The sequence below is a fragment of the Shimia sp. W99 genome, from assembly GCF_053851455.3.
The window spans coordinates 2,537,477-2,558,012 of sequence record NZ_JBSQBU020000001.1 but is presented as its reverse complement, the minus strand read 5'-3'; the positions used below and the strand labels follow the sequence as shown (position 1 = coordinate 2,558,012).

The following is a 20,536-nucleotide window of genomic DNA, read 5'->3' as shown; positions in this document are numbered from 1 at the left end:
GGATGGGCGCAAATATGCAGAAATGACTGGTACGACCCCTCAATCTCCCTCAAATCCGGGCGAAAAAACCGACGTGGCGATCATGTGGGTCGATGACCAGTTCGACGGCTACCAGGCGCAACTGGCGCAATATGCGCGCACCACGCATGACACCAACCCCAACCGCACCCGCGACAATCTCGAATTGCTGCGCTATTGCCTGCGGTCGCTGGATGCGCACCTACCCGAGATGCGCCATCTCTACCTTTTCACGCAGCGCCCGCAAGTGCCCCCATGGCTGAACGCCGAGCACCCGGACCTGCGGCTGGTGCACCACGATGCGATCATGGATCCGGCCATTCAGCCGACCTTCAATTCCTTTTCGATCATGTCCCATGTGCATCTTTTGCCCGGGTTGAGTGACCAGTACCTGTTTTTCGAAGATGACATGATGCTGGCGCGTCCCGGCCTGTTGCAGGCCATGCAGCGCGACGGCATGCCGATCTCGTTTTTCAAGCAGAAGACGACAAAAAACGCCGATGCGCTTGATCCGGTCAAGGATGGACCGTGGAACCATGCGCTTGCCAATGCCAACCGGGTGCTCAACGAAACGTGGGGGGACAAGCCGCGCGCCTATGCGATTCATGGTCCGCGCCTGTTCGACAAATCCGCCGTTGCCGGGTTGATCGAGCAGTTTTCCGAAGATTTCGCCAAGACCCGCGTCACCCGCTTTCGCGACGGATCAAACCTGCCGCTCGAGTATTTTTACCCGCACGCCATGGTCGAACAGGGCGCGGCGGTGCCCTGCACCCCCGAGGAATCGGCGGCGATGGAAGGGTATGCCTCGCTGGAAAACGTGCTGCCATGGACATGGTTCCAGCTTTGGAACATGAAGCGCCGCGCGCCGTTCTGCTACACGCTGAACGACAGCTTTGGCCCTCGTCCCAACAAGCGGGTGGAACGATTGGTGCGGCGCTGGCTGGAGCGCGAGTTTCCCACCCCCTCGCGGTTCGAGCGTTAACCGAGCGCCTCTGCCAAGAGTTGCTCATAGGCCGGTCCGACCGTGCGCACGTCGAATCGCTGTGCCTGGCTGAGCGCCCAGCGGCGCATCTGGGCAAGGCGCGCAGGGTTTTCGGCCATGTCCAGTATCTTGCGGGTCAGTGCCCAGGTCTCTCCCGGAGGCACCAGCAACTCTTGTCCGGGGCCGCTTAGCACCGTGGCGTAGCCCGTATTTGCCGCTGCAATCGGCACGGTCCCCGCCGCCATCGCCTCGGCCAGAACTAGGCCGAAACTCTCGCCATGCAGGGCCGGGGCAATGAACAGGTCGGCCCCCGCCACAAGCGCGTGCGCGCCAGCTTGATCGGGAGGGGGGCAAAAAGTGACGCCGCCAATGTTGGAATGCTTGATCTGGTTGCGCAGCAACCCTTCTTCGGGACCGGCACCGGCCACGATCAGCTCTGCGTCGGGGCGTTCTTCATGCACACGCTTCCACGCTTCAAGAAGTACGGCCACGCCCTTGCGCTCTTCAAGCCGCCCCATGTAGACCGCGCGCAGCCCCTGCGCCAGAGGTGCTGCCTCTCCGGCGGCGCGCCATGCCGACAGATCCACCGCAGGTGGCAGGATGCGGGGCAGGGGGGCGACCTTGTTTGCCGCCCACTGGTTCTGCGGCGCTTTTGACGGCACGATCACCGTCTTGAGCCGCTTGTTGAAGTAATGCGCGCTGCGGCGCAGGAACCATGCCAGCGGGTCAAGCCCGGCTTTGGCGGGCAGGGTGGCGTGGAATGTGGCAATCGCCGGGAGCTCCAGTGCCCTCCAGACCTGCCATGGCATCATGGGTGTCCACGGCGTGTGCAGGTGCACCACCTCGGCGCCCCAGTTGCGCAGTTCCTCGACACAGGTCGCCACCTCGTCGCGCCGCGCGCGGCTGATCTCGAAACGGGTGCCGTGCACCGCGATATTGCGGAAATTGCCAAGGGTCTTCAGACCGGGCAGGTCGGCATGACCCGGGGGTGCCACGATTCGGACCTCGTGCCCCTGTTCTCGCAGCCACGCGCTCAGGTCACGAATATGGCTCTGGACCCCGCCAGGCCGGTTCATGGCATAGGGTGTGATCTGGACAATTTTCATTCGATGACCCGCTTCAGCGCAAAAACCACGTCCCCGATGCTGTAAATCATGACCGCGATGATTGCGGCCGGCATCAAGGAACCGGACAGCAGACACAAGGGGATAAGCCCGCTCAACCCGTCAAGAAACCAGGTCGCGCTCCAGATACGCGGCAGCGCGGAGGGCGCATCGGTCTCGGGGGCGCGGTCGTTGCAGACGCGGGCAAACAGGCGCAGCCAGGCCGCGGCGAACCCGATCATGGTCCAGAAGGTGCCACCCTCGGCCATCCGGTCCGCCAGAATCCCCATGGAGGCGTAAAGTACGCCCCAGGTGAACATGTCGAGCAGGAAGTCGTACCGCGCCCCGGCGGCGGAACTCTGGCCACTGGCCCGCGCCATGGCGCCGTCCGCACAGTCCAGTGCAAAGATCAGAAGTGCCAGCGCACAGGCCACGATCCCGGCCCCGGACAACGGCAGGAACAGCGCACTCAGCGGCAACAGCGCCACCGGGATCAACATCAGGCTCGTGACGCGGGTCGGAGTCAGCGGGATCATGAGAAACAGCCACGCCATGATCATGCCGGGCCAGCGGTAAAGCAGGAACACCGACCAGTTGGTCAGCCGCTCTTCGCGCGTTGTTTCACGGTTGCTTTCAAACACATGTCGCAGGGAATAGCGCATAGGACGGGTGCTCTTTTGCCTTCTTGCGGTTGGGGCGGACCTCACTTAGGGTCCGCCCCGTTCTTAGAGGGTTTTGGAAGCGGACAACATGGCTGATTTGAGCGCACTTATCCTTGCCGCCGGACGCGGTGTTCGCATGGGGCCTCGGGGCCGCTTGACTCCCAAGGGGCTGTTGGAAATCAACGGCGTGCCGCTGGTGGCGCGTTCGGTTGCGCTTTTGCAGGCGCGCGGGATCGAGGCCGTACGCATCGTCACCGGCCATCTGGATGACCAGTACCGCGCCGCGTTTGACGACCATGCCGGGGTCGAGCTGATCCACAACCCGCTTTATGATCAGACCGGCAGCCTGCAATCGCTGATGACCGGGCTTGAAGAACTGGACGGGCATGTGGTGCTGCTCGAATCGGACGTGATTTACGAATCGCGCGCCCTGTCACCCGTGGCCGCAGGTGAAACCCGCCTAATTGTGTCAGGCCAGACCAACGCCACGGACGAGGTCTATGTCTGGTCGCGCCCCGGCGTGAACGGAACTCCGGCCTTTGACACAATGTCCAAGAACATCAACGCCCAGCCGCAGCCGCATTTTGGCGAGCTGATGGGCATCACCTGTTTCGCCGCGCCCGAGGTTGCGCGCCTGCGCGACGCAGGGCGCGCGGTGCTGGCGCAGGACCCCAAGGCGGATTACGAGGAAGCGGTGATCGAACTGGCGCGGGACACCGACATCGAGGCGGTTCTGCTCGACGATCTGGCATGGACCGAGATCGACGACGAGACCATGTTCGCCCGCGCGATGAATACCGTTTGGCCCATGATTCTTGAACGGGACGGACTGGTGGGCTGACCCTCTATCGTCGCTGGATCTGCAGATAGCCTGCCTGCCGCAATTGCAGCAGAACGGCCAGAAGCACAGCCACCACCATCGGCCCAAGCGCCGCCGGATAGGGCGGCAGACGTCCGAAACTGCCCAGGGCCCAGAACACCTTGACCGACACCAGCGTGACATAGCCCAGCGTCGCCACCAGCAAGAGCCGGAACGGTGCCAGCCGCCGGACCTGTCGTGCGGCCATCGCAAGCGACATCCCCAGAAGAGCAAACACACCGGGCAGGAAAAACGCCGTATAGCGAATGGCCAGTTCGGTCGCGGCGTCATCCGCCGCACCGGTACCTTTGAGCCGTGCCACCTGGTTCAGCGCGCTGACCGGAACGTAATGCGCGCCGACCCCGTACCACTTGACCCTCTCCTGATTGAGCGGAAAGGCCAGTTCCATCTCGTCCAGCACTGTTGTGGCATTGCCGATCCCCGCCGCCCGGTCCCACAATGTCACCCCCTGCAGGACCCAGATGCCATCCCGCGCCGTTGGCTCTGCGGTCTCGGCAGTCAGCACTCGCGTCAGCGCGGGTTGATCAATGCCTTCAAACAGGTGCAGGTCGCGCAGCCCCGGCTCGGCGCCGCGCGTCACCTCGGCCCGGAGCGCACGCCCGCCGTCCACGAACCAGCGGTGGCTGAGGTGGGTCTCGGCAAAGCGTTCTCCATAGCTGCCCAACTGCAATGCCACCTGTTGCTGCACCGCCCAGGGACGCAGCCATGTCTGAAATGTGCCCTGCACGGCACCGGTCAACAGCCCGGTGATCAGCAGTGCTCCCAATGTCAGCGACGGCCCCGACCCGGCGGCTGAGAGGACAACATCCTCCATGCGCTGATGGCGCAACACCGTCGCCACGCCCGCGCCGATCAGCGCCGCCATGCCCAGAAGCCGGGTGATGATATCGACGGCGCGGTAGCCCGCATAGGGAAACAGCAGACGCCAAAGCGGCGTGTCGGTGTCATCGGCGCGCGTGCGGACCTGTTCCAGCGTGTCGGTCAGGTCGATGGTCAGCGCGATGATCAGCAGCGTGAAGAGGACAAATCCAATCGCCAGAAGATAGGCGCGCACCATCGCCCGCACGGCCAGCCCGGTATGTGCCCGCCAGTTCATGCGCCGCGCCCCTGCGGGATCATCAATGTTTCGCCGCGATAGGCGAGATAGGCCAGCGGCGGTGCGAGATAAACGACAAAGGACAACAGCGCCGTGAGCGCAAGCCCGATATCCGCGCTGATGCCAACCACAACCGCGCGCGCCATGACATCCCCGCTCATCAGCAGGACCGCCGCCAGCGGCAGGGCCACGAATCGTGCCAGACCGCCCCCTCCGGCCACCACCGCCGCAAGCGCCAGCAATGCGGCCGTCGGCACCATCAATGCCCGCGCCATGACCCGCGCAAGGCGCGGCGTTTCCTCGGTCGAGATGTCAAGTATGCGTTCCGCCCGGCTGCGTTCGCGTTTGGGCGGTGAGGTCACATCGGACATGCCAAAGGCAAAATCGGCGGAGCGGACGGCAAAGGTGCTGATCGACCGCATCGGGCGTGCCGGGGCGGGATAGGCGCCTTCATAGGCGGACAGATCCTCGAGCTCGATCTTGCGCTGACCTTTGTCGTCCGGGTCGGTCACGACCCAGTTGCGCGCTTGCATGGCCCGCCACAGTCCGTCCACATCCGGCTGAAAGATGAACAGCTGACCATGCCGGGTCAGGCTGTCGGGCGGCGGGGTGGCGATGAAGGTCACGTCGCGGATTGTTTGCAGGCTTTCCAGAGGGCCGGCGTGTTCAATTCGCGATACGATATGATCACGGCGCAGTTCAGCCATCTTGATCCGGCTGGCATAGCGCGCCATGGGCGACAGAAAGCCGGCGGTGGCAAAGCTGACCGCGCCGCCCAGAAGGCCCAGGATCAGAACCAGTTGCACGATCCGGCTCCAACGCACGCCGGCCGAGGCGAGGATCACCAGCTCACCACGGCTCCGGGCATCCGACACCACGAAATAGACTGCGATCAACACGCCGATCGCCAATGCAAGATCGGCAATCCGGGGCATCCGCAATACCAGCAGCACCCCGACATCCGCCGCCATCGCGTCATTGCGAAGGGCCTCTTCCATCAGGGTCGTGAAACTCTCGGCCAGAAAAATGGCCTCCACCGCCGCAAGGATCAGCAACAGGCGGATCAAGATCGGCAGACCCAGAATGTGAAAGAGCGATGCGAACAGTCTCATGGCGCGAGTGTCCCCGTTGCAGCCATCCCAGACAACCCGTTACAGCAGGGTCAGGACGAAATGCAGCGCCACCAGCCCGCCGCCCGCCGCGATCCAGCTATCCAGCGAATCCAGCACGCCCCCCTGGCGGCGCAGCACCACCGGGTAATCCTTGACCCCGGCCATCCGCTTGAGCCGCGACGCGGCCAAATCCCCCGCGATGGCCAGAACGGCCACCATGGCGGCGGCCCCAACAGACAGGCTCAGCGGCAGCGACAGCATCGGCGCGACCAGCGCGGTGATCAGGCACAGGCTCACTGCCCCGCCGATGAGTCCCTCGATCGTCTTGTTGGGTGAAAGCACCGGAAACGCCTTGCGCCGGCCAAAAAGCTTGCCCGACAAGAGCGCAAAACTGTCGAAAATCTCGACCATGGCATAGGCGGCAAACATCGTCACCCGCAGCTCGGGCTGTACTGTGCCATACGCCAGAAGCGTCATTGGCAGAACCGGGAAGACCATGAGGTCCACGATCCGGCGCGCGGCGCTGTCCGCGCCCTGTGCCATCAGCAGGCGCAGCAGCAGCAGCGGCCACAAACCCGCCATCGCCACGGCGACCCAGGGTTCGACCATGGCTGCAAGGCAAAGCCCGAGCGCCAGAACGGCCATGCCTTTTGCGGCCATCCCCGCGCCAAGCCGTACCGCGCCCGCCTCATACCCGGCCCGCAAAGCAACCAGCACCATCAGTGCGACTACCCCCACCGTGCCAGCAAGGGCGGCCCCGATCAGGATCGACGCGATCAGCGTCGCGCTGGTGAACACCTTGAGAAGCTCGGCCCCCGTGGCGCGGGTTTTCGGAAACACCCAGACAAGGCCCAACAGGACATAGCCCATGACCAAAAGCCCAGCCGCCGCCAGCGCCACCTGTTCAATCGACAAACCGCTCATGGGCCATACTTGCGGATGATGCGGCGCTGATGCCAGCGCAGGACGGGTGCGATCAGGCTTGTAAACCAGTGCAGCCCCGCCATCTGGAAACCGGGCGCAACGACCGGGCGACCGCGCGCCATGCCCTTGAGCATGCGGTCGGCCACGTCTTCAGGGGTCCACAATCCGCCCCCTTCCGAGATTTTCACGGTGGCGGCGGGCTTGGTTTCCATCTCGGCGGCCAGCATTGGCGTGTCCGTGTCCGGCGGATAGCAGATCGTGACGCTGATCTTCTGCGCCTCAAGTTCGAGATGCAGGATTTCCGCCAAAGCGCGCAGGGCGAATTTGGACGGCGCATAGGCGCCATAGCCATAGATGCCAAAAAACGCCGCGCCCGACGAAACCAACCCAATCTGTCCGCCACCAGCCGCGGCCATTGGCTCGGTCAGGGCGCGCACGAAATAGAGCGCACCGAAATAGTTCACGGCCATCTGCCGTTCATGCAGATCTAGGCTCTGGTCGCTGAACAACCCCGGCTGCGCGATCCCGGCGCTGGCAATCGTCACCTCGGGCGCACCAAGCGCGGCCACGGCCTCTTCCACGGCGGCCATGATCGCGGTGCGGTCGCTGACATCGACAGGGAATTCGCGCACATCGCAGGATGGCGCGACGTTCAGAATGGCCAGACGCGCCGCCGAAAGCTTGCTCGGGTCGCGTGCAAAAAGCGCGATGTCGTGGCCTTTTTGCGCCAATCGGATCGCAGCGGCCAAACCGATGCCGCTGGACCCGCCGGTGATAAAGGCCGGACGCATCAGGCGCCCGCCTCGCCCCCTTGGGCGAAATTCAGGATCACGTCATGGGCGTCGGTGTCTTCGATCTGTTCGGGGGGATGCTTGAACAGAAACGCGCTTGCGTCGACAATCGGCCCGGCCATGCCGCGATCACGTGCGATTTTGGCCAGACGGATCGCGACCAGCGCCTCTGCGGCCGCGTTCGGGCTGTCCTCGACATCAAGACGTACTTCGATATTGGTGCGCGCGCCACCGAACAGGCGGCCTTCCATGCGCACATAGGCGACCTTGCGGTCATTCAACCACGGCACGTAGTCGGATGGGCCAATGCGAATGTCGTCGTCCTGCAGACGGGTGTTGAGCACGGCCTGCACCGCTTCGGTCTTGCTTTCGCGCTTGTTGGTCAGGCGCTCCTGTTCGGTCATGTTCAGGAAGTCGGTATTGCCGCCGACGTTGAGCTGATAGGTGCGGTCGATCTCGACGCCGCGCATCTTGGCCAGGTTGGCAAGGGTGCGGTGCACGATGGTCGCGCCGAACTGTGCCTTGAAATCGTCGCCAAGGATCGGCACGCCTGCAGCGCGGAATTTCTCGGCCCAGACCGGGTGCGAGGCGATGAAGACGGGGATACCGTTCACAACGGCCACTCCCGCTTCCAGCGCGCATTCGACATAGAATTCAACGGCCTTTTGCGAGCCGACGGGCAGGAAGATGATCATCACTTCCGCATTCAGGCTGCGGAGTGTGTCGACCACCTCGGCCTTGCTCAGCGCCGGTTCCGGCGACAGGCGGAACGACCGGTCCTCGGGGTTTTGAAGCATATGCCAGGCCACGCCATCAAGATCCGGTCCGCGAAAGATCTGCGCGGTCTGATCGTCCAGCTTGGTATAGAATTTCTCGGTGCAGTTGGGCTGGGCAAAGGCGGCCTCGCCAAGCGGCTTGCCGACCTTGCGCAGGTCAACATCAAAGCCCCCGACCAGTTCGATATCTTGCGGGCGATACCCGCCAAGGTCGGGGAAGCTCACACCAACAGCGTCATCGCCCATGGCCTTGCAATAGGAAACGCCTTGAATCAGCGAGCTGGCACAGTTGCCAACACCCACGATCACGGTGCGGATGGGCGTAGGCGTCGTCTGAGAAGTCATTCGTGGTATTCTCCACCGGAAACGGCAATCAAGTGTGTGACATAACGGCCCGTCGCCGGATCCGTCGTATAAAGGCGCAGGCGCTCGACCCGGGGCAGTACACCGCCTTCATCAAGATCGAGAAACCCATAGACCAGCTCAAAATCACGATTGTTGCGCCGTGTCCATAGCGCGGCCTGAAAAGGTCCGGTCTGGCGCAGTTCGAGCGTCTCGGTGCGCATCGCATTGAAGGAAACGACAAAGTCCCGCCCGTTGGCATGGCGCCGCGTGCGGACGCCGTATCCGAAGACACGTTCATACCAGCGCAGGGCCATGGTTTGCCCCTGCTCCTCGTAGCGGCGCCAATAGCCGACGATCGGTCGGCGCGCGTCGAGCATGCCGTTGGCATCGAACTTCGCGGCATAGACCACGGTATTGGCGTTCATCGTGCGTTGAACAAAAAACAGCTGATGTCGGTCCTTGGGATGCGGAAAACCCTTTTTTGCGACCGGCAGCTGGCTTGTCGTCTTGCTTTCGCCCCAGATCAGGCGAGGCTTGGCCTCGACCTCCTGCGGCACCAGCGCGCTCAACACCCATGTCAGGCCCAGAAACAGGGCCAATGACAATGGGAGGTGACGCAACCGTGGCATGCCGTTACTCCGCGCTTAGACGATTCCGTGCCGCATGGGCGCCGCCCGAGGCCTCGACCACTGCATTGATCACCCGGTCGATATCGGCCTCGGTGTGGCTTGCGGAAATGAAGAACCGGATACGCGGCAGATCCTTGGGAACGCCGATCTGGATGACGGGCGGGGCATAGATCCCCTGATCCATCAGCTTCTTGGCAACCTGCAGGCATTCCATCGGTGTATCGAACATGATCGGCACAACCGCTTCGCCGACGGCAGTGCCGGTGTTCAACCCGGCCTCGCGCGCCTTGTTCAGGAACATGACGGAGTTTTCGCGCAGGCGCGTGACCCGTTCAGGCTCGCGGCGCAGAATGCGCAGCGCCTGGTGCGAGCTGGCCACCGTCGCCGGTTGAAGGCCGACCGAATAGATAAAGCCCTGCACGCCGAAACGCATGACGTCGATTGCCGCCTTGTTGCCCGCGACAAACCCGCCCGCCGAGGCAAAGCTCTTGGAGAGAGTGCCCACGGACAATTCGATCCGCTCGGGGTCAACGCCGTAATGCTCGCACAAACCGCGCCCCGTCGCGCCCAGCACACCATAGGAATGTGCCTCGTCCAGAAGGAGCCAGGCGTCGTGGCGTTCCTTGATCTCCAGAAGCTTCGGCAGGTCGGTGATGTCCCCGTCCATCGAGAACAGCCCCTCGGTACAGATGAGAACCCGCGTATACTTGCCGCGTTTCTCCTGCAAAAGCGCATCAAGCGCATCAAGGTCGTTATGCGGATAGGATACGACATCCGCCCGGACTCCCTGTGCCCCCACCATGATCGAGTTATGCGCCAGCTCGTCCACCACGATCAGGTCTTTATGGTGCATGAAAAGCCCGATGACGCTCACATTGGTCAGATAGCCCGAGATCATCGTCATGACCCCACCCACGCCAAGGAACTCGGCCATTTCCTCTTCAAAGGCGCGGTGCGCCATGCGTTCACCCCCCACCAGACGCGACGCGCCCGCACCGGTGCCGTGCCGGTCGATGGCGGCCTTGGCGGCCTCGGTGGTCTCGGGGTGGTGCATCAGGCCAAGATAGTCGTAATGGGCCATCGACAGATAACCGTCGGGCCACTGGTCGCTCATGTCCTCGAGCATGTCCGTGGCAACGAAATACGGGTTGTCCTCTTCGATCAGGAAGCCACCGCCAAGGCGAAAAAACCGCTCGGTGAATTTCAAGAAGCTTGAGGTCTTGCTTTCCATGTACGTCCCCGTTTCGGAGTATTCAATCAATCTGGTGCGCGTGATCTGGTTCGCGCTCAAACGAACTGCCAAAAAAAACCCGCTAATTGCGGCAATCCCTAATCCGTTGCCGCGCGAATATGAAGTCCCAAGTGGCAGGAGGCCACAAATTTCACCCGCGCCCTGGGCAAAAACACCCGTTTTCCCACAAGGTCACTTATCTTTGCGATAGACGAAACACCGCCCTTCAACCGCGCCGGGCGGGGTTGGCAGCTCGGTCAGGGCATCAAAGTACATCCGGTCCGACGACACCATGAGCCCGCCCACGGCCAGCATCGGTTCGATAAGCGGCGAGATTTCGCGCGCGAAGCGGTCGTTTTTCTCAAGGTTGTGGCCGCCGAGATCGGCGTGGATCAGGCTGGCCGTCGCGCCAAACCGCTCCAGCGCCGCCGGAAGCGTTTCACGCACGTCGCCAAGAATGGTCATCTCTGGTTCTGGTGTCGATGCCGGGTTGGATTCGACCTTGCGCTCGAACACGTAAATCGGTCGCCCCGCCATGATCTCACGCATGTGATCAAAGGTGCGCCCGTTGCCAAGGCCAAGCTCGAAAACAGGACCATCCATGCCCTTCGTCTGGTCGGCGGCGAAATTCAGGCTGGCGCGCTGTGACACCATTCTGTTGATGAAAACGTCCAGACGGCTCATGCGGGTCTCCTGATTTGCGGTCTTCAATCTCCTAGACCAGTTCCCGACCGGATGTCACCCCCACGTGGGTCCGGCAAATCACCTCTGATCAAAAGTCATCAAACTGTCGCGCCCTTGCGTCCATCAAGGCGCTAGAAGCTTGCGACAACGCGGATAATCATGTTCACTCGCAAAAAAAGCGTCCACCTGCTTGTCAGGGCGAATATCCGGGCGCGTCAGGGGAAATTGGTGTGACCGCATTATTGACTGTTGAAAACCTGACCATCGGCTTTGATAACGCCGCACCTGTCGTGGACGATGTCAGTTTTTCGGTGAAACCCGGCGAGACGCTCGCGCTGGTTGGGGAAAGCGGCTCGGGCAAGACGTTGAGTTGCCGCGCAGCGCTGCGCATCTTGCCTGCGGCGGCCCAGGTGCGGTCGGGCAAGGTGTTGTTTGCCGGACCCGAGGGGGCGACCCCCATCGACCTGATGCAGCGTAGCGAACGGCAGATGTGCCGGGTGCGCGGCGAACGCATCTCGATGATCTTTCAAGAGCCGATGCGCTCCCTTTCACCACTGCACAAGATCGGCAATCAGGTGACCGAGGTGCTGCGCCTGCACAAGCACATGGGCAAGGGCGAGCAGCTCAAGCGCGTACTGGCCATGTTCGAACGGGTCGGCTTCAAAGACCCGGAGCGCGTGTACAACAGCTATCCTTTCGAATTGTCTGGCGGGATGCGTCAGCGGGCCATGATCGCAATGGCCATGGTGGGCCGGCCCGAACTGGTGATCGCCGACGAACCGACAACCGCGCTGGATGTGACCACGCAGGCGCAGGTGCTGGGGCTGATCAAGGACCTTCAGCAGGAATATGGCATGGCCGTGATCCTCGTGACTCATGACCTCGGGGTTGTGGCGAACATGGCCGACAGCGTGGTGGTGATGAACCGGGGCCGCGTGATGGAATCCGGCCCCGCGCCGTTGGTGCTGAGTGATCCCAAGCATGGCTATACCCGCGATCTGATGGCCGCCGCGCCCGAAATCCCGGCAACCCCGGTCGACAAGGGCAAGGAGACCGAGCGCGACTACATCCTCGAAATGCGCGATGTTTCCAAGACCTTCACGCTCAAGGGATCCTCGCCGTGGAAACCCAAGACCGTTGTGCACGCGGTGCGTGGTATCGAATTCGGTGTCGAGCGCGGCAAAACCCTCGCAGTCGTCGGTGAATCCGGCTCGGGCAAGACCACATGCGCCCGCATGGCGCTGGGCGCGGAACGTGCTGATCCCGGCGCGTCGATCCTGTTCCGCTCGGAAAAAGGCGCTGAACCGGTGGACCTGCAAAAGCTGGACAATGTCGAACGGCTTGCGTTCCAGCGCAAGGCGCAGATGGTGTTTCAGGATCCCTATTCCACGCTCAATCCCCGGATGCGGGTCAAGGATGCGCTGATGGAGCCGATGGAGATCCACGGCATCGGCAACACGTCCGAACGCATGGATCGCGCAGCCGAAATGCTGCGCTGGGTCGGGCTGTCCCAGAACATGCTGACCCGCTATCCGCACGCCTTTTCCGGTGGCCAGCGGCAACGTCTTTCGATCGCGCGCGCCCTGATGCTGGGGCCGACTTTCCTTGTCTGTGACGAACCCACCTCGGCGCTGGACGTGTCGGTGCAGGAACAGGTGCTGACCCTGCTTGAGGAAATCCGCGACCGGCTCAACCTGAGCTACCTGTTCATTTCCCACGACCTTGCCGTTGTGGCACGGATTGCCGATGAGGTCGCGGTGATGCGCTCTGGTCTTGTCGTGGAACAGGGGCCGCCGGACCAGCTGTTCTACGATCCCAAACACCCCTACACCAAGGCGCTTATCGCGGCGCAGCCGGAACCGGACATCAACCGCCCGATCAACCTCAGGATCGTGGCGCAGGGCGCCGGGGAACCTTCGACATGGCCCGAGGCGTTCCGCTTTGACGGTCTGAATGCGCCGCCGCTCACCGAAACCGGGCCGGGCCACAAGGTACGTCGCCATGTTTAAGAAACATCTCTTTGCCATTGCCATGTCGCTGTCCGCCACGCTGGCCGGGGCGACCGAGGTGCAGGAAAGCGCCTTTTGGAAAGCCGAGGTCGATCTTGGCAATCTGCCACCCGTCGCGGACCGCGTTCCGTCCGAACCGCTCATTGTCGATCTTGAGCGCAAGGGGCGCAGTTTTGGCCAGCAGGGCGGCACCCTGCGCACCATGGTCACGCGGGCCAAGGACGTGCGCCAGATGGTCGTCTACGGCTATGCCCGCCTCGTGGGTTATGATGCCCGCTACGAGATCGTCCCGGATATTCTCCGGGCCATCGACATCGAGGATGACCGTAAGTTCACCATGCACCTGCGCGCGGGTCATCGCTGGTCGGACGGCCACCCGTTCACCTCCGAGGATTTCCGCTACTGGTGGGAGGACGTCGCCAACAACGAACTGCTCTCTCCCTCCGGCCCGGTCGATTTCTTGCGGGTCGAGGGCGAATTGCCCACCGTGACCTTCCCCGACGAAACCACCATCATCTACGAATGGTCCAAGCCAAACCCGCAGTTCCTGCAATCCCTTGCCGAGGCGCGCCCGCCCTTCATCTATCGCCCGGCGCATTTTCTCAAGAAGCTGCACGCCAAATATGCCAACGAGGAAGAGCTTGACGAGTTGCTCTACGAAGCCCGCGTGCGCAGCTGGCCTGCGCTGCACAATCGCAGCGACAACATGTACAAGTTCGACAACCCGGACCTGCCCACGCTGCAACCGTGGATGCTGGCCACCAAGGACGGCAAGAGCCGGTTCCTGTTCGTGCGCAACCCATATTATCATCGGGTCGATACCAACGGCGTGCAACTGCCATATGTCGACGTCGTGGAAATGCAGGTCGTCGCGCCGGGACTGGTTGCCGCCAAGGCCAACGCAGGTGAAGTGGACCTTCAGGCGCGCGGGCTGGATTTCAAGGATACCGCGATCCTCAAGAAGGGCGAGGCCAACGGCAATTACACCACCCATCTCTGGGGCAACGGTACCGCCTCGCAGATCGCGATCTACCTCAACCTGAACTACAACGATGACGGCTGGCGCGAGATGATGCGTGACGTCCGCCTGCGCCGCGCCCTGTCGCTGGCGATCAACCGCAAGATCATCAACAAGGGATTGTATTTCGGCCTCGCCAAGGAAGGCGCCATGACCGTGCTTCCGATCAGCCCCTTCTACAAGGAAGAAAACCGCAAGGCATGGGCCGATTACGACGTCGATCAGGCCAACGCGATCCTCGACGAAATGGGCCTGACTGAACGGGACAAGGACGGCTATCGCAAGCTGCCTGACGGGCGCCCGATGTGGATCGTGGTCGAAACCGCCGGTGAGCGGCAAGAGGTCGAAAACGCGCTCCAGATCATTATCGACAACTGGAAAGACATCGGGATCAAGCTGATCATGCGCCCGCTGGAGCGCGATATCCTGCGCAACCGTGTCTATTCGGGGAACACCATGGCGGCGGTCTGGTTCGGCTGGGACAACGGAATTCCCCAGACCTACACATCGCCCTCCTACGTCGCCCCGCATCACCAGGAGTTCTTTGCCTGGCCGAAATGGGGCCAGTACCACCAGACCAACGGTGATGCGGGCGAACCGCCCGACATGCCCGCCGCGATCCGCCTGAACGAGCTGGCCGAAGAGTGGAACCGCGCCTATACCGCTGTTGAGCGCGGGCAGGCCTGGCAGGAGATGATCGACATCCACGCCGATCAGGTCTTTGCCATTGGCATCCTGAACTCGGCCCCCCAGCCCGTGGTGGTGTCCAACCGCCTGAAAAACGTGCCGGAAAAGGCAATCTGGGCGTGGTCGCCCGGCGCCCATTTCGGCATGCACCGCCCCGACGAATTCTATTTTGAGGACTAGCAACACTTAATGGCCATCCTGCGCTTTGCCATCTTCCGGTTCTTCACGATGCTGGCCACGTTGCTGGTGGTGTCGGTGATGATCTTCATCATCATCAACCTGCCGCCGGGGGATTACCTTTCCAACCAGATCAATGAACTGCGCGCCACCGGGCAATCCAACGGCATCGCCAAGGCGGAATTCCTGCGCACCGAGTATTCCCTCGATCAACCGCTCTGGAAGCAATACATGATCTGGATGGGGTTCATGCCCGGCCCGCACGGGTTTCTGGGCATCATTCAGGGCGAGTTCGGCTGGTCCTTCGAATTTGACAAACCCGTGGCCGATCTGGTCGGCGGGGCGCTCTGGATGACCGTGCTGGTCAACCTTGCCGCCGTGCTGTTCATCTACGCCATCGCGCTGCCACTGGGCGTGATCGCGGCGGCGCGTTCCAAGACATGGATCGACTATACTTCGGCTTTTGTCGGCTATCTTGGCCTTGCCACGCCCAACTTCCTCTTGGCGCTGATCCTGTTCTATTACGGAAACCGCTATCTCAACCTGCCCATCGGCGGGCTGATGGATCCGAAATTTGAAGGCGAACCGATGTCGTTTGAGAAGATGAAATCGGTGCTGATCCACCTGATCATTCCGACCTTCGTGATCGGCACCTCCGGTGCGGCGGCCATGATGCAGCGCCTGCGCGCCAACCTCTTGGACGAGCTGGGTAAACCCTATGTGGAAACCGCCCGTGCCAAGGGGATGCGCGAAAGCGCGATGTTGGTCAAATACCCGCTGCGCGTTGCCTTCAACCCCTTCGTGGCCGACATCGGCACGCTGCTGCCTTCGCTGGTCTCCGGCTCGGTTCTGGTCTCGGTGGTGCTGGGCCTGCAAACCATCGGCCCCGTGCTGCTCACCGCGCTGAAATCACAGGACCTGTTCCTGTCGGCCTTCGTGCTGATGTTCGTGGCGCTTCTGACCCTGATCGGCACGCTGGTGTCTGACATCCTGCTGGCGCTGCTTGATCCCCGTATCCGCTTTGGAGGGCGTGAGAAATGACCATGACCCCCGACGGACGCTATGTTGACGACCAGCCCTATGAGCGCGACATTGGCGCAGAGGCGCGCCATGCCGATCTCGACATGTCCAATACGCGGCTTTTGTGGTTGCGCTTCAAGCAGCACAAGCTGGGGCTTATTTCGGCCCTGTTCCTTCTGCTCAGCTACCTGATGCTGCCTGTGGCGGGCTTCATCTCGCCCTACACGCCCAACGAGCGGCAGGAAGACTACCTCTACCACCCGCCGCAATGGATTCACTTCTTTCATGAAGGCAAGTTCATCGGACCGCATGTCTACGAGACAACAGCCCAGATGAACCTTGAAGAATTCGCGTGGGAATACGTGGCCGATGAAAGCAAACCCGCCAGGCTCGAATTCTTCTGCAAAGGCGGGCAATACCGCCTCGCCGGGCTGATCAAGACCGACACACACCTGTTCTGCGCCCCCGAAGGCGCCACCGTCTTCCTCTGGGGATCCGACCGATTGGGGCGCGACGTGTTCAGCCGCATCATGTACGGCGCGCAACTGTCGCTCACCGTGGGCCTTGTCGGCATTACCGTGTCCTTTGTGATCGGCATCGTGCTGGGGTCGATCGCAGGGTATTTCGGCGGCTTTCTCGACTGGATCATCAACCGGGTGATCGAAATCCTGCGGTCCCTGCCGGAATTGCCGCTCTGGCTTGCGCTTTCTGCGGCGGTGCCCTCGCACTGGGGGCCGGTTGCAGTGTTTTTCATCATCTCGATCATTCTTGGGATACTTGACTGGCCGGGATTGGCGCGTGCGGTGCGAAGCAAATTCCTGTCGCTGCGCGAAGAAGAATTCGTGCGCGCCGCCGAGATGATGGGGGCCAAACCAAGCCGCGTGATCCGCCGCCATTTGCTGCCCAACTTCCTCAGTCACCTGATCGCCTCGGCAACACTCTCGATCCCGGCCATGATCCTTGGCGAAACCGCGCTTTCGTTCCTCGGCCTCGGCCTGCGCGCGCCGGCGGTCAGCTGGGGGGTCATGCTGAATGATGCCCAGAACCTCGCCTCGATCGAGATCTATCCGTGGACCGCGATCCCGATGTTGCCCATCGTGGTTGTGGTGCTGGCCTTCAACTTTTTTGGCGACGGTCTGCGCGACGCGCTTGATCCCAACCGAAGCTAGGCCAAACAGGATGTGATCCGAAAAAGGCTCCCGCTCTTCCTTTTGCCAAAAATATCCCGGGGGGGGGCCGCCAAAGGCGGCGGGGGGCTGGCCCCCCTCCCAAAGCAACGCCCGCCGCGTTAATCCCGGTGTCGACCGATCCGATACCGACGCAATACCGACGCAACGCCGAAGCCGGTTTTGCCAACAAACAAAGGCGTTAACCCCCGAGTCGCCCCCTAGCGGTCGTCACCGCCCCCGGCGTCCGGTCCGTCGTCCTCGTCCATCGCGGCCTCCACCGCTCCGACAACCGCCTCGCGCTGCTTGGGCGTCAGGCCCTGCGCATCCTCATCCGCAATTCTGACCGTCACTTCGCGGTGGGCAAACTTGATGCCTTCGCGCTCGAACAGCTCGCGGATGTCCTGGTAGACTTTCTTGCGCACCAGCCATTGGTCGCCCGGCTTGGTCATGAACTTGACGCGGATGATCATCGCGCTGTCCTGCATCTCGACCACACCCTGAGACTTCAGGGGTTGGATGAAATTATGCCCGATCACCGGGTCATCCAGCAGCTCGATCCCAAGCTTCTTGACCAGCTTGCGCACCTTCTCGACATCGGTGTCATACGTCACGCGCAGCTTGAGTTTCATGATCACCCAATCCCTTGAGAAATTGGTCAGGTGCTGAATTTCGCCGAAGGGAATGGTGTGCAGCGGCCCAAGGTGGTGGCGCAGCTGAAACGAGCGGACCGAGATCTTCTCGACCGTGCCTTTGACGCTGCCGATGTCGATGTACTCGCCCTTGCGGAACGCATCGTCGAACAAGAAGAACGCGCCGGAAAAGATGTCCCGCACTAGCGACTGCGCGCCGAACCCGATGGCCAGGCCAACCACACCGGCACCGGCAAAGAGCGGGCTGACATTCACGCCCAGTTCCATCAACACGATCAGCGCAATCGTTACGATGATCACCAGCAGGATCACGCTTCGGAACAGTGGAAGCAGGGTCGCAAGGCGGCTTGCACTGTTGGCGCCGCCCTCGTCGCCAAGTTCCGCCTCCTCGGATTCATCCCCCTGTTCTTCCTGAATTTTTGTGTCGATCCAGATGCGGAAGACATGGAACACGATATAGCCGATGAACACGATAACCGCGACGTCGAGGAAACGGTCGGAAAGCGAGCTTTGCGACGACATGAGATCCTGTGCGCCAAAGATGCGCAGGGCTGCATAAAGCCCCGCGACCACGGCCAGTATCCCCGATACCCGCCGCGCAAGGTCCTCGAACGTGCTGATCCGGCGGTGATCGAGAAACCGTTGGATTTTCTCGAGTTCGTCTTCCTGCTGCGCATCAAGCGGCGCGCCGTCTTCCGCACTTTCGCGCAGCGCGTCCGCCGCCTCGTTCATTTCCTGCAGGTTTCGGGACCGGGCGAAATAGCGCTCGATGGCAAAGTTGATCGTGGCATAGACCACCATGATCGAAGTGAAGATGAAATACGCCCCGGCGATCAGCGGGATCGAGGTCGGCTGTCCCAGCACGAGGTCGAAGGCCAGCTCGGCCGAGCCGTAGAGAATGTAGAGTATGAAAATCGGGGCCCAGAGAATGCTGGCCCAACGGGTCAGCAGCGTCACGTTTTCCGGCGCACGCCCATTGCGCATCGCGGTCGAAATTGCCCTCTTGTTGACGAGAACCATCGAGATGTTGGCCACTGCGATCACCACAGTCAGTGCAAGCAGCATCACCGCGTAGACGTCGTAGTTCAGGCCCAGTTCCTTGAGCCAGGCGCCGAACACCGTCGCGCAGATGTCCAGAATGGCAAGCGAAAACGCCCAGTGATGCAGGCGTTTGGAATCCTTCGTGGTCAGCGCGGGGATACGGTATTGCGCAAGGTAGGGTGACAGGATCATACGCCAAACCAGCGACACGACCCGGCACAGGGCATAGGCCGCATTGATCGAGACAATGGTGAACCGGATCGCGGTATCATCGGCCGGGCCGTGAATGATCAGCCCCAGCAGGAAAGCGATGAACATCGAAATGGCCACGCCGATCACACCCGCAACAAAACGCACGACGAGGAATGGCAGCTTCTCGGAATAGCCCTGCGGGTTTTCCTTGATCATGGGTATGACAAACCGCGCAGCCAGTTTCGGCCCATAGACAAAGCGTTCAAACAGCATGCCCATGAAGAAAAAGCCCAGCATCCACAATAGCGTGCGAACGAAGGCCATGATCGTTCCATCCGGGCTGGACGCGCGCAGAATGAACAGAACCTCGTTGATAGCGGCCGGGAGCGCATCCAGACGGCTGTTCAGCACAGAGCGGAAATCGTCGACCTCGGATTGCACCTGCATCAGCGCACCCTTGTCCTGATCCTCGGATGCGTCTTCCGCGTCGCCGCTGGACGGGGCAGCATCGGGATCGACGGGCTGCCCGCTGGCGTCGAGGATGATCACGCTCATCCCGTTGCGCGCCGCTTCCTCGACGATGCTTGCAATTGCCGGATTCTGTGGCGCATCCACTGTTTCCTGGGCATCAGCCATGTGCAGCGGGAGCAGCAAAGCCAGGCAAAGAGCCACAATAATCGAGGTGAGTAACTGGCGCATGGTGGTTTCGCGATCCTCTTCTATACGTCCAATCTCTAGCGCGACTTGCAGGTGCGGGCAAATCGCAATGCCGTGCTGTTTGCTGCGCAACACAAACGCACTTTGGCATTGGTGTCCCACCTTTGTTTCCCTTGCGGGAGTTTTTCCCGCTTTGGGCGTGACAACAGGTGCCATTTTCTATAGCGCAGCACTGAACCTGTCAGACAAACGGATACTGTGAGGCAAGGAACCCGTGAGCCAAGCGAAACAGGACGAGATTGCCGTTTTGGGCCAGGGCCATGTGGGCCTGCCTTTGGCGCTGGCCCTTGGACGGTCGGGGTACGAGGTCATCGGCTTTGATACCGACACCCGCAAAACGCGCGCATCCGACATTGTAGACGAGCTGGAAAGCTGCTCGGCCGAGGTTCATGTCCGGGACCTACATGTTCATGCAGATGACATCCGACATGAGTATGGAATATCTCCGGTTTTGGAGCCAGACGCGGGTACATATGATGGGATCGTTATCGCGGTGGCCCATGGCGTGTTCGCCAGCATTTGCGGAGCAGCAATCAGGGCACTCGGAAAGCCGGGCGCTTTGCTTTACGATATCGAGGGTTTTTGGCAAAATCCGAGTCGGATTTGAGGTTGTAACAAGGTGG

General features: G+C 61.7%; 18 protein-coding genes. 7 read left to right on the top strand and 11 right to left on the bottom strand.

Translation table 11 applies throughout. The features are described 5' to 3' along the window. The first annotated feature begins 22 nt into the window (after window positions 1-22). Entirely contained in the window at window positions 23-1,000 is a 978-nt protein-coding gene (locus ACS3QZ_RS12590) for a stealth family protein (RefSeq protein WP_456038138.1), read from the top strand. On the opposite strand, the gene ACS3QZ_RS12585 is transcribed toward ACS3QZ_RS12590, so the two are convergent. Together ACS3QZ_RS12585 and ACS3QZ_RS12580 are read right to left on the bottom strand one after the other, a co-directional pair. Further along, window positions 997-2,106, bottom strand: coding sequence for a glycosyltransferase family 4 protein (locus ACS3QZ_RS12585; protein WP_456038137.1), 1,110 nt, complete (start codon window positions 2,104-2,106; stop codon window positions 997-999). The genes ACS3QZ_RS12590 and ACS3QZ_RS12585 overlap by 4 nt on opposite strands. After that, window positions 2,103-2,765: a CDP-alcohol phosphatidyltransferase family protein gene (locus tag ACS3QZ_RS12580; RefSeq protein WP_456038136.1), complete on the bottom strand. Its 663-nt coding sequence runs from the start codon at window positions 2,763-2,765 to the stop codon at window positions 2,103-2,105. Before ACS3QZ_RS12580 ends, ACS3QZ_RS12585 begins: the two co-directional genes overlap by 4 nt. A gap of 88 nt (window positions 2,766-2,853) precedes the next feature. Here ACS3QZ_RS12580 and ACS3QZ_RS12575 point away from each other — a divergent pair, with 88 nt between their 5' ends. Further along, window positions 2,854-3,606 (top strand): phosphocholine cytidylyltransferase family protein, encoded by a 753-nt coding sequence (locus ACS3QZ_RS12575; RefSeq protein ID WP_456038135.1) that lies wholly within the window; start codon window positions 2,854-2,856, stop codon window positions 3,604-3,606. Window positions 3,607-3,610: 4 nt separating this feature from the next. Here ACS3QZ_RS12575 and ACS3QZ_RS12570 read toward each other — a convergent pair whose 3' ends face one another. The 8 genes from ACS3QZ_RS12570 to ACS3QZ_RS12535 form a co-directional block, all read right to left on the bottom strand. Continuing rightward, window positions 3,611-4,741 (bottom strand): LptF/LptG family permease, encoded by a 1,131-nt coding sequence (locus tag ACS3QZ_RS12570; protein WP_456038134.1) that lies wholly within the window; start codon window positions 4,739-4,741, stop codon window positions 3,611-3,613. After that, on the bottom strand, window positions 4,738-5,853 hold the full coding sequence (locus ACS3QZ_RS12565) for an LptF/LptG family permease (protein ID WP_456038133.1): 1,116 nt from the start codon (window positions 5,851-5,853) through the stop codon (window positions 4,738-4,740). The genes ACS3QZ_RS12570 and ACS3QZ_RS12565 overlap by 4 nt, the downstream gene beginning before the upstream one ends. Before the next feature lie 39 nt (window positions 5,854-5,892). Continuing rightward, window positions 5,893-6,777 (bottom strand): phosphatidate cytidylyltransferase, encoded by an 885-nt coding sequence (locus ACS3QZ_RS12560; RefSeq protein WP_456038132.1) that lies wholly within the window; start codon window positions 6,775-6,777, stop codon window positions 5,893-5,895. After that, entirely contained in the window at window positions 6,774-7,568 is a 795-nt protein-coding gene (locus ACS3QZ_RS12555; RefSeq protein ID WP_456038131.1) for an SDR family oxidoreductase, read from the bottom strand. Before ACS3QZ_RS12555 ends, ACS3QZ_RS12560 begins: the two co-directional genes overlap by 4 nt. Beyond that, window positions 7,568-8,689: an inositol-3-phosphate synthase gene (locus ACS3QZ_RS12550; RefSeq protein ID WP_456038130.1), complete on the bottom strand. Its 1,122-nt coding sequence runs from the start codon at window positions 8,687-8,689 to the stop codon at window positions 7,568-7,570. The genes ACS3QZ_RS12555 and ACS3QZ_RS12550 overlap by 1 nt, the downstream gene beginning before the upstream one ends. Next, window positions 8,686-9,318, bottom strand: a complete 633-nt coding sequence (locus ACS3QZ_RS12545) for a DUF4833 domain-containing protein (protein ID WP_456038129.1) — start codon at window positions 9,316-9,318, stop codon at window positions 8,686-8,688. The genes ACS3QZ_RS12550 and ACS3QZ_RS12545 overlap by 4 nt, the downstream gene beginning before the upstream one ends. Window positions 9,319-9,322: 4 nt before the next feature. Continuing rightward, on the bottom strand, window positions 9,323-10,549 hold the full coding sequence (locus ACS3QZ_RS12540) for an aminotransferase class I/II-fold pyridoxal phosphate-dependent enzyme (RefSeq protein ID WP_456038128.1): 1,227 nt from the start codon (window positions 10,547-10,549) through the stop codon (window positions 9,323-9,325). 192 nt (window positions 10,550-10,741) lie between these two features. Next, window positions 10,742-11,233, bottom strand: a complete 492-nt coding sequence (locus ACS3QZ_RS12535) for a class I SAM-dependent methyltransferase (protein ID WP_456038127.1) — start codon at window positions 11,231-11,233, stop codon at window positions 10,742-10,744. A gap of 230 nt (window positions 11,234-11,463) precedes the next feature. Between ACS3QZ_RS12535 and ACS3QZ_RS12530 the strand changes: the two genes are divergently transcribed. From ACS3QZ_RS12530 to ACS3QZ_RS12515, 4 genes are read left to right on the top strand one after another with little or no spacing between them, the layout of a single operon-like run. Then, window positions 11,464-13,242, top strand: coding sequence for an ABC transporter ATP-binding protein (locus ACS3QZ_RS12530; RefSeq protein WP_456038126.1), 1,779 nt, complete (start codon window positions 11,464-11,466; stop codon window positions 13,240-13,242). Beyond that, window positions 13,235-15,127: an ABC transporter substrate-binding protein gene (locus ACS3QZ_RS12525; protein ID WP_456038125.1), complete on the top strand. Its 1,893-nt coding sequence runs from the start codon at window positions 13,235-13,237 to the stop codon at window positions 15,125-15,127. The genes ACS3QZ_RS12530 and ACS3QZ_RS12525 overlap by 8 nt, the downstream gene beginning before the upstream one ends. A gap of 9 nt (window positions 15,128-15,136) precedes the next feature. Continuing rightward, a complete protein-coding gene (locus ACS3QZ_RS12520) occupies window positions 15,137-16,165 on the top strand; it encodes an ABC transporter permease (protein ID WP_093091588.1) in 1,029 nt (342 codons plus the stop codon). Next, window positions 16,162-17,313: an ABC transporter permease gene (locus tag ACS3QZ_RS12515; protein WP_093091586.1), complete on the top strand. Its 1,152-nt coding sequence runs from the start codon at window positions 16,162-16,164 to the stop codon at window positions 17,311-17,313. Before ACS3QZ_RS12520 ends, ACS3QZ_RS12515 begins: the two co-directional genes overlap by 4 nt. A 218-nt stretch (window positions 17,314-17,531) precedes the next feature. Here the strand turns inward: ACS3QZ_RS12515 and ACS3QZ_RS12510 are convergent, their stop codons facing one another. Further along, window positions 17,532-19,895 carry a mechanosensitive ion channel domain-containing protein gene (locus tag ACS3QZ_RS12510; RefSeq protein ID WP_456038124.1) on the bottom strand — a complete coding sequence of 788 codons (2,364 nt, stop codon included), beginning with the start codon at window positions 19,893-19,895 and terminating at the stop codon, window positions 17,532-17,534. A gap of 232 nt (window positions 19,896-20,127) precedes the next feature. On the opposite strand from ACS3QZ_RS12510, the gene ACS3QZ_RS12505 reads away from it, so the two are divergent. Then, window positions 20,128-20,520 (top strand): UDP binding domain-containing protein, encoded by a 393-nt coding sequence (locus tag ACS3QZ_RS12505; RefSeq protein ID WP_456038123.1) that lies wholly within the window; start codon window positions 20,128-20,130, stop codon window positions 20,518-20,520. Window positions 20,521-20,536: the final 16 nt, after the last annotated feature.

Excerpts from the sequence above, each read along its gene's own strand:
- ACS3QZ_RS12590 (WP_456038138.1), top strand. The coding sequence starts at position 23 with ATGACTGGTACGACCCCTCAATCTCCCTCAAATCCGGGCGAAAAAACC.
- ACS3QZ_RS12585 (WP_456038137.1), bottom strand. The coding sequence starts at position 2,106 with ATGAAAATTGTCCAGATCACACCCTATGCCATGAACCGGCCTGGCGGG.
- ACS3QZ_RS12580 (WP_456038136.1), bottom strand. The coding sequence starts at position 2,765 with ATGCGCTATTCCCTGCGACATGTGTTTGAAAGCAACCGTGAAACAACG.
- ACS3QZ_RS12575 (WP_456038135.1), top strand. The coding sequence starts at position 2,854 with ATGGCTGATTTGAGCGCACTTATCCTTGCCGCCGGACGCGGTGTTCGC.
- ACS3QZ_RS12570 (WP_456038134.1), bottom strand. The coding sequence starts at position 4,741 with ATGAACTGGCGGGCACATACCGGGCTGGCCGTGCGGGCGATGGTGCGC.
- ACS3QZ_RS12565 (WP_456038133.1), bottom strand. The coding sequence starts at position 5,853 with ATGAGACTGTTCGCATCGCTCTTTCACATTCTGGGTCTGCCGATCTTG.
- ACS3QZ_RS12560 (WP_456038132.1), bottom strand. The coding sequence starts at position 6,777 with ATGAGCGGTTTGTCGATTGAACAGGTGGCGCTGGCGGCGGCTGGGCTT.
- ACS3QZ_RS12555 (WP_456038131.1), bottom strand. The coding sequence starts at position 7,568 with ATGCGTCCGGCCTTTATCACCGGCGGGTCCAGCGGCATCGGTTTGGCC.
- ACS3QZ_RS12550 (WP_456038130.1), bottom strand. The coding sequence starts at position 8,689 with ATGACTTCTCAGACGACGCCTACGCCCATCCGCACCGTGATCGTGGGT.
- ACS3QZ_RS12545 (WP_456038129.1), bottom strand. The coding sequence starts at position 9,318 with ATGCCACGGTTGCGTCACCTCCCATTGTCATTGGCCCTGTTTCTGGGC.
- ACS3QZ_RS12540 (WP_456038128.1), bottom strand. The coding sequence starts at position 10,549 with ATGGAAAGCAAGACCTCAAGCTTCTTGAAATTCACCGAGCGGTTTTTT.
- ACS3QZ_RS12535 (WP_456038127.1), bottom strand. The coding sequence starts at position 11,233 with ATGAGCCGTCTGGACGTTTTCATCAACAGAATGGTGTCACAGCGCGCC.
- ACS3QZ_RS12525 (WP_456038125.1), top strand. The coding sequence starts at position 13,235 with ATGTTTAAGAAACATCTCTTTGCCATTGCCATGTCGCTGTCCGCCACG.
- ACS3QZ_RS12520 (WP_093091588.1), top strand. The coding sequence starts at position 15,137 with ATGGCCATCCTGCGCTTTGCCATCTTCCGGTTCTTCACGATGCTGGCC.
- ACS3QZ_RS12515 (WP_093091586.1), top strand. The coding sequence starts at position 16,162 with ATGACCATGACCCCCGACGGACGCTATGTTGACGACCAGCCCTATGAG.
- ACS3QZ_RS12510 (WP_456038124.1), bottom strand. The coding sequence starts at position 19,895 with ATGCGCCAGTTACTCACCTCGATTATTGTGGCTCTTTGCCTGGCTTTG.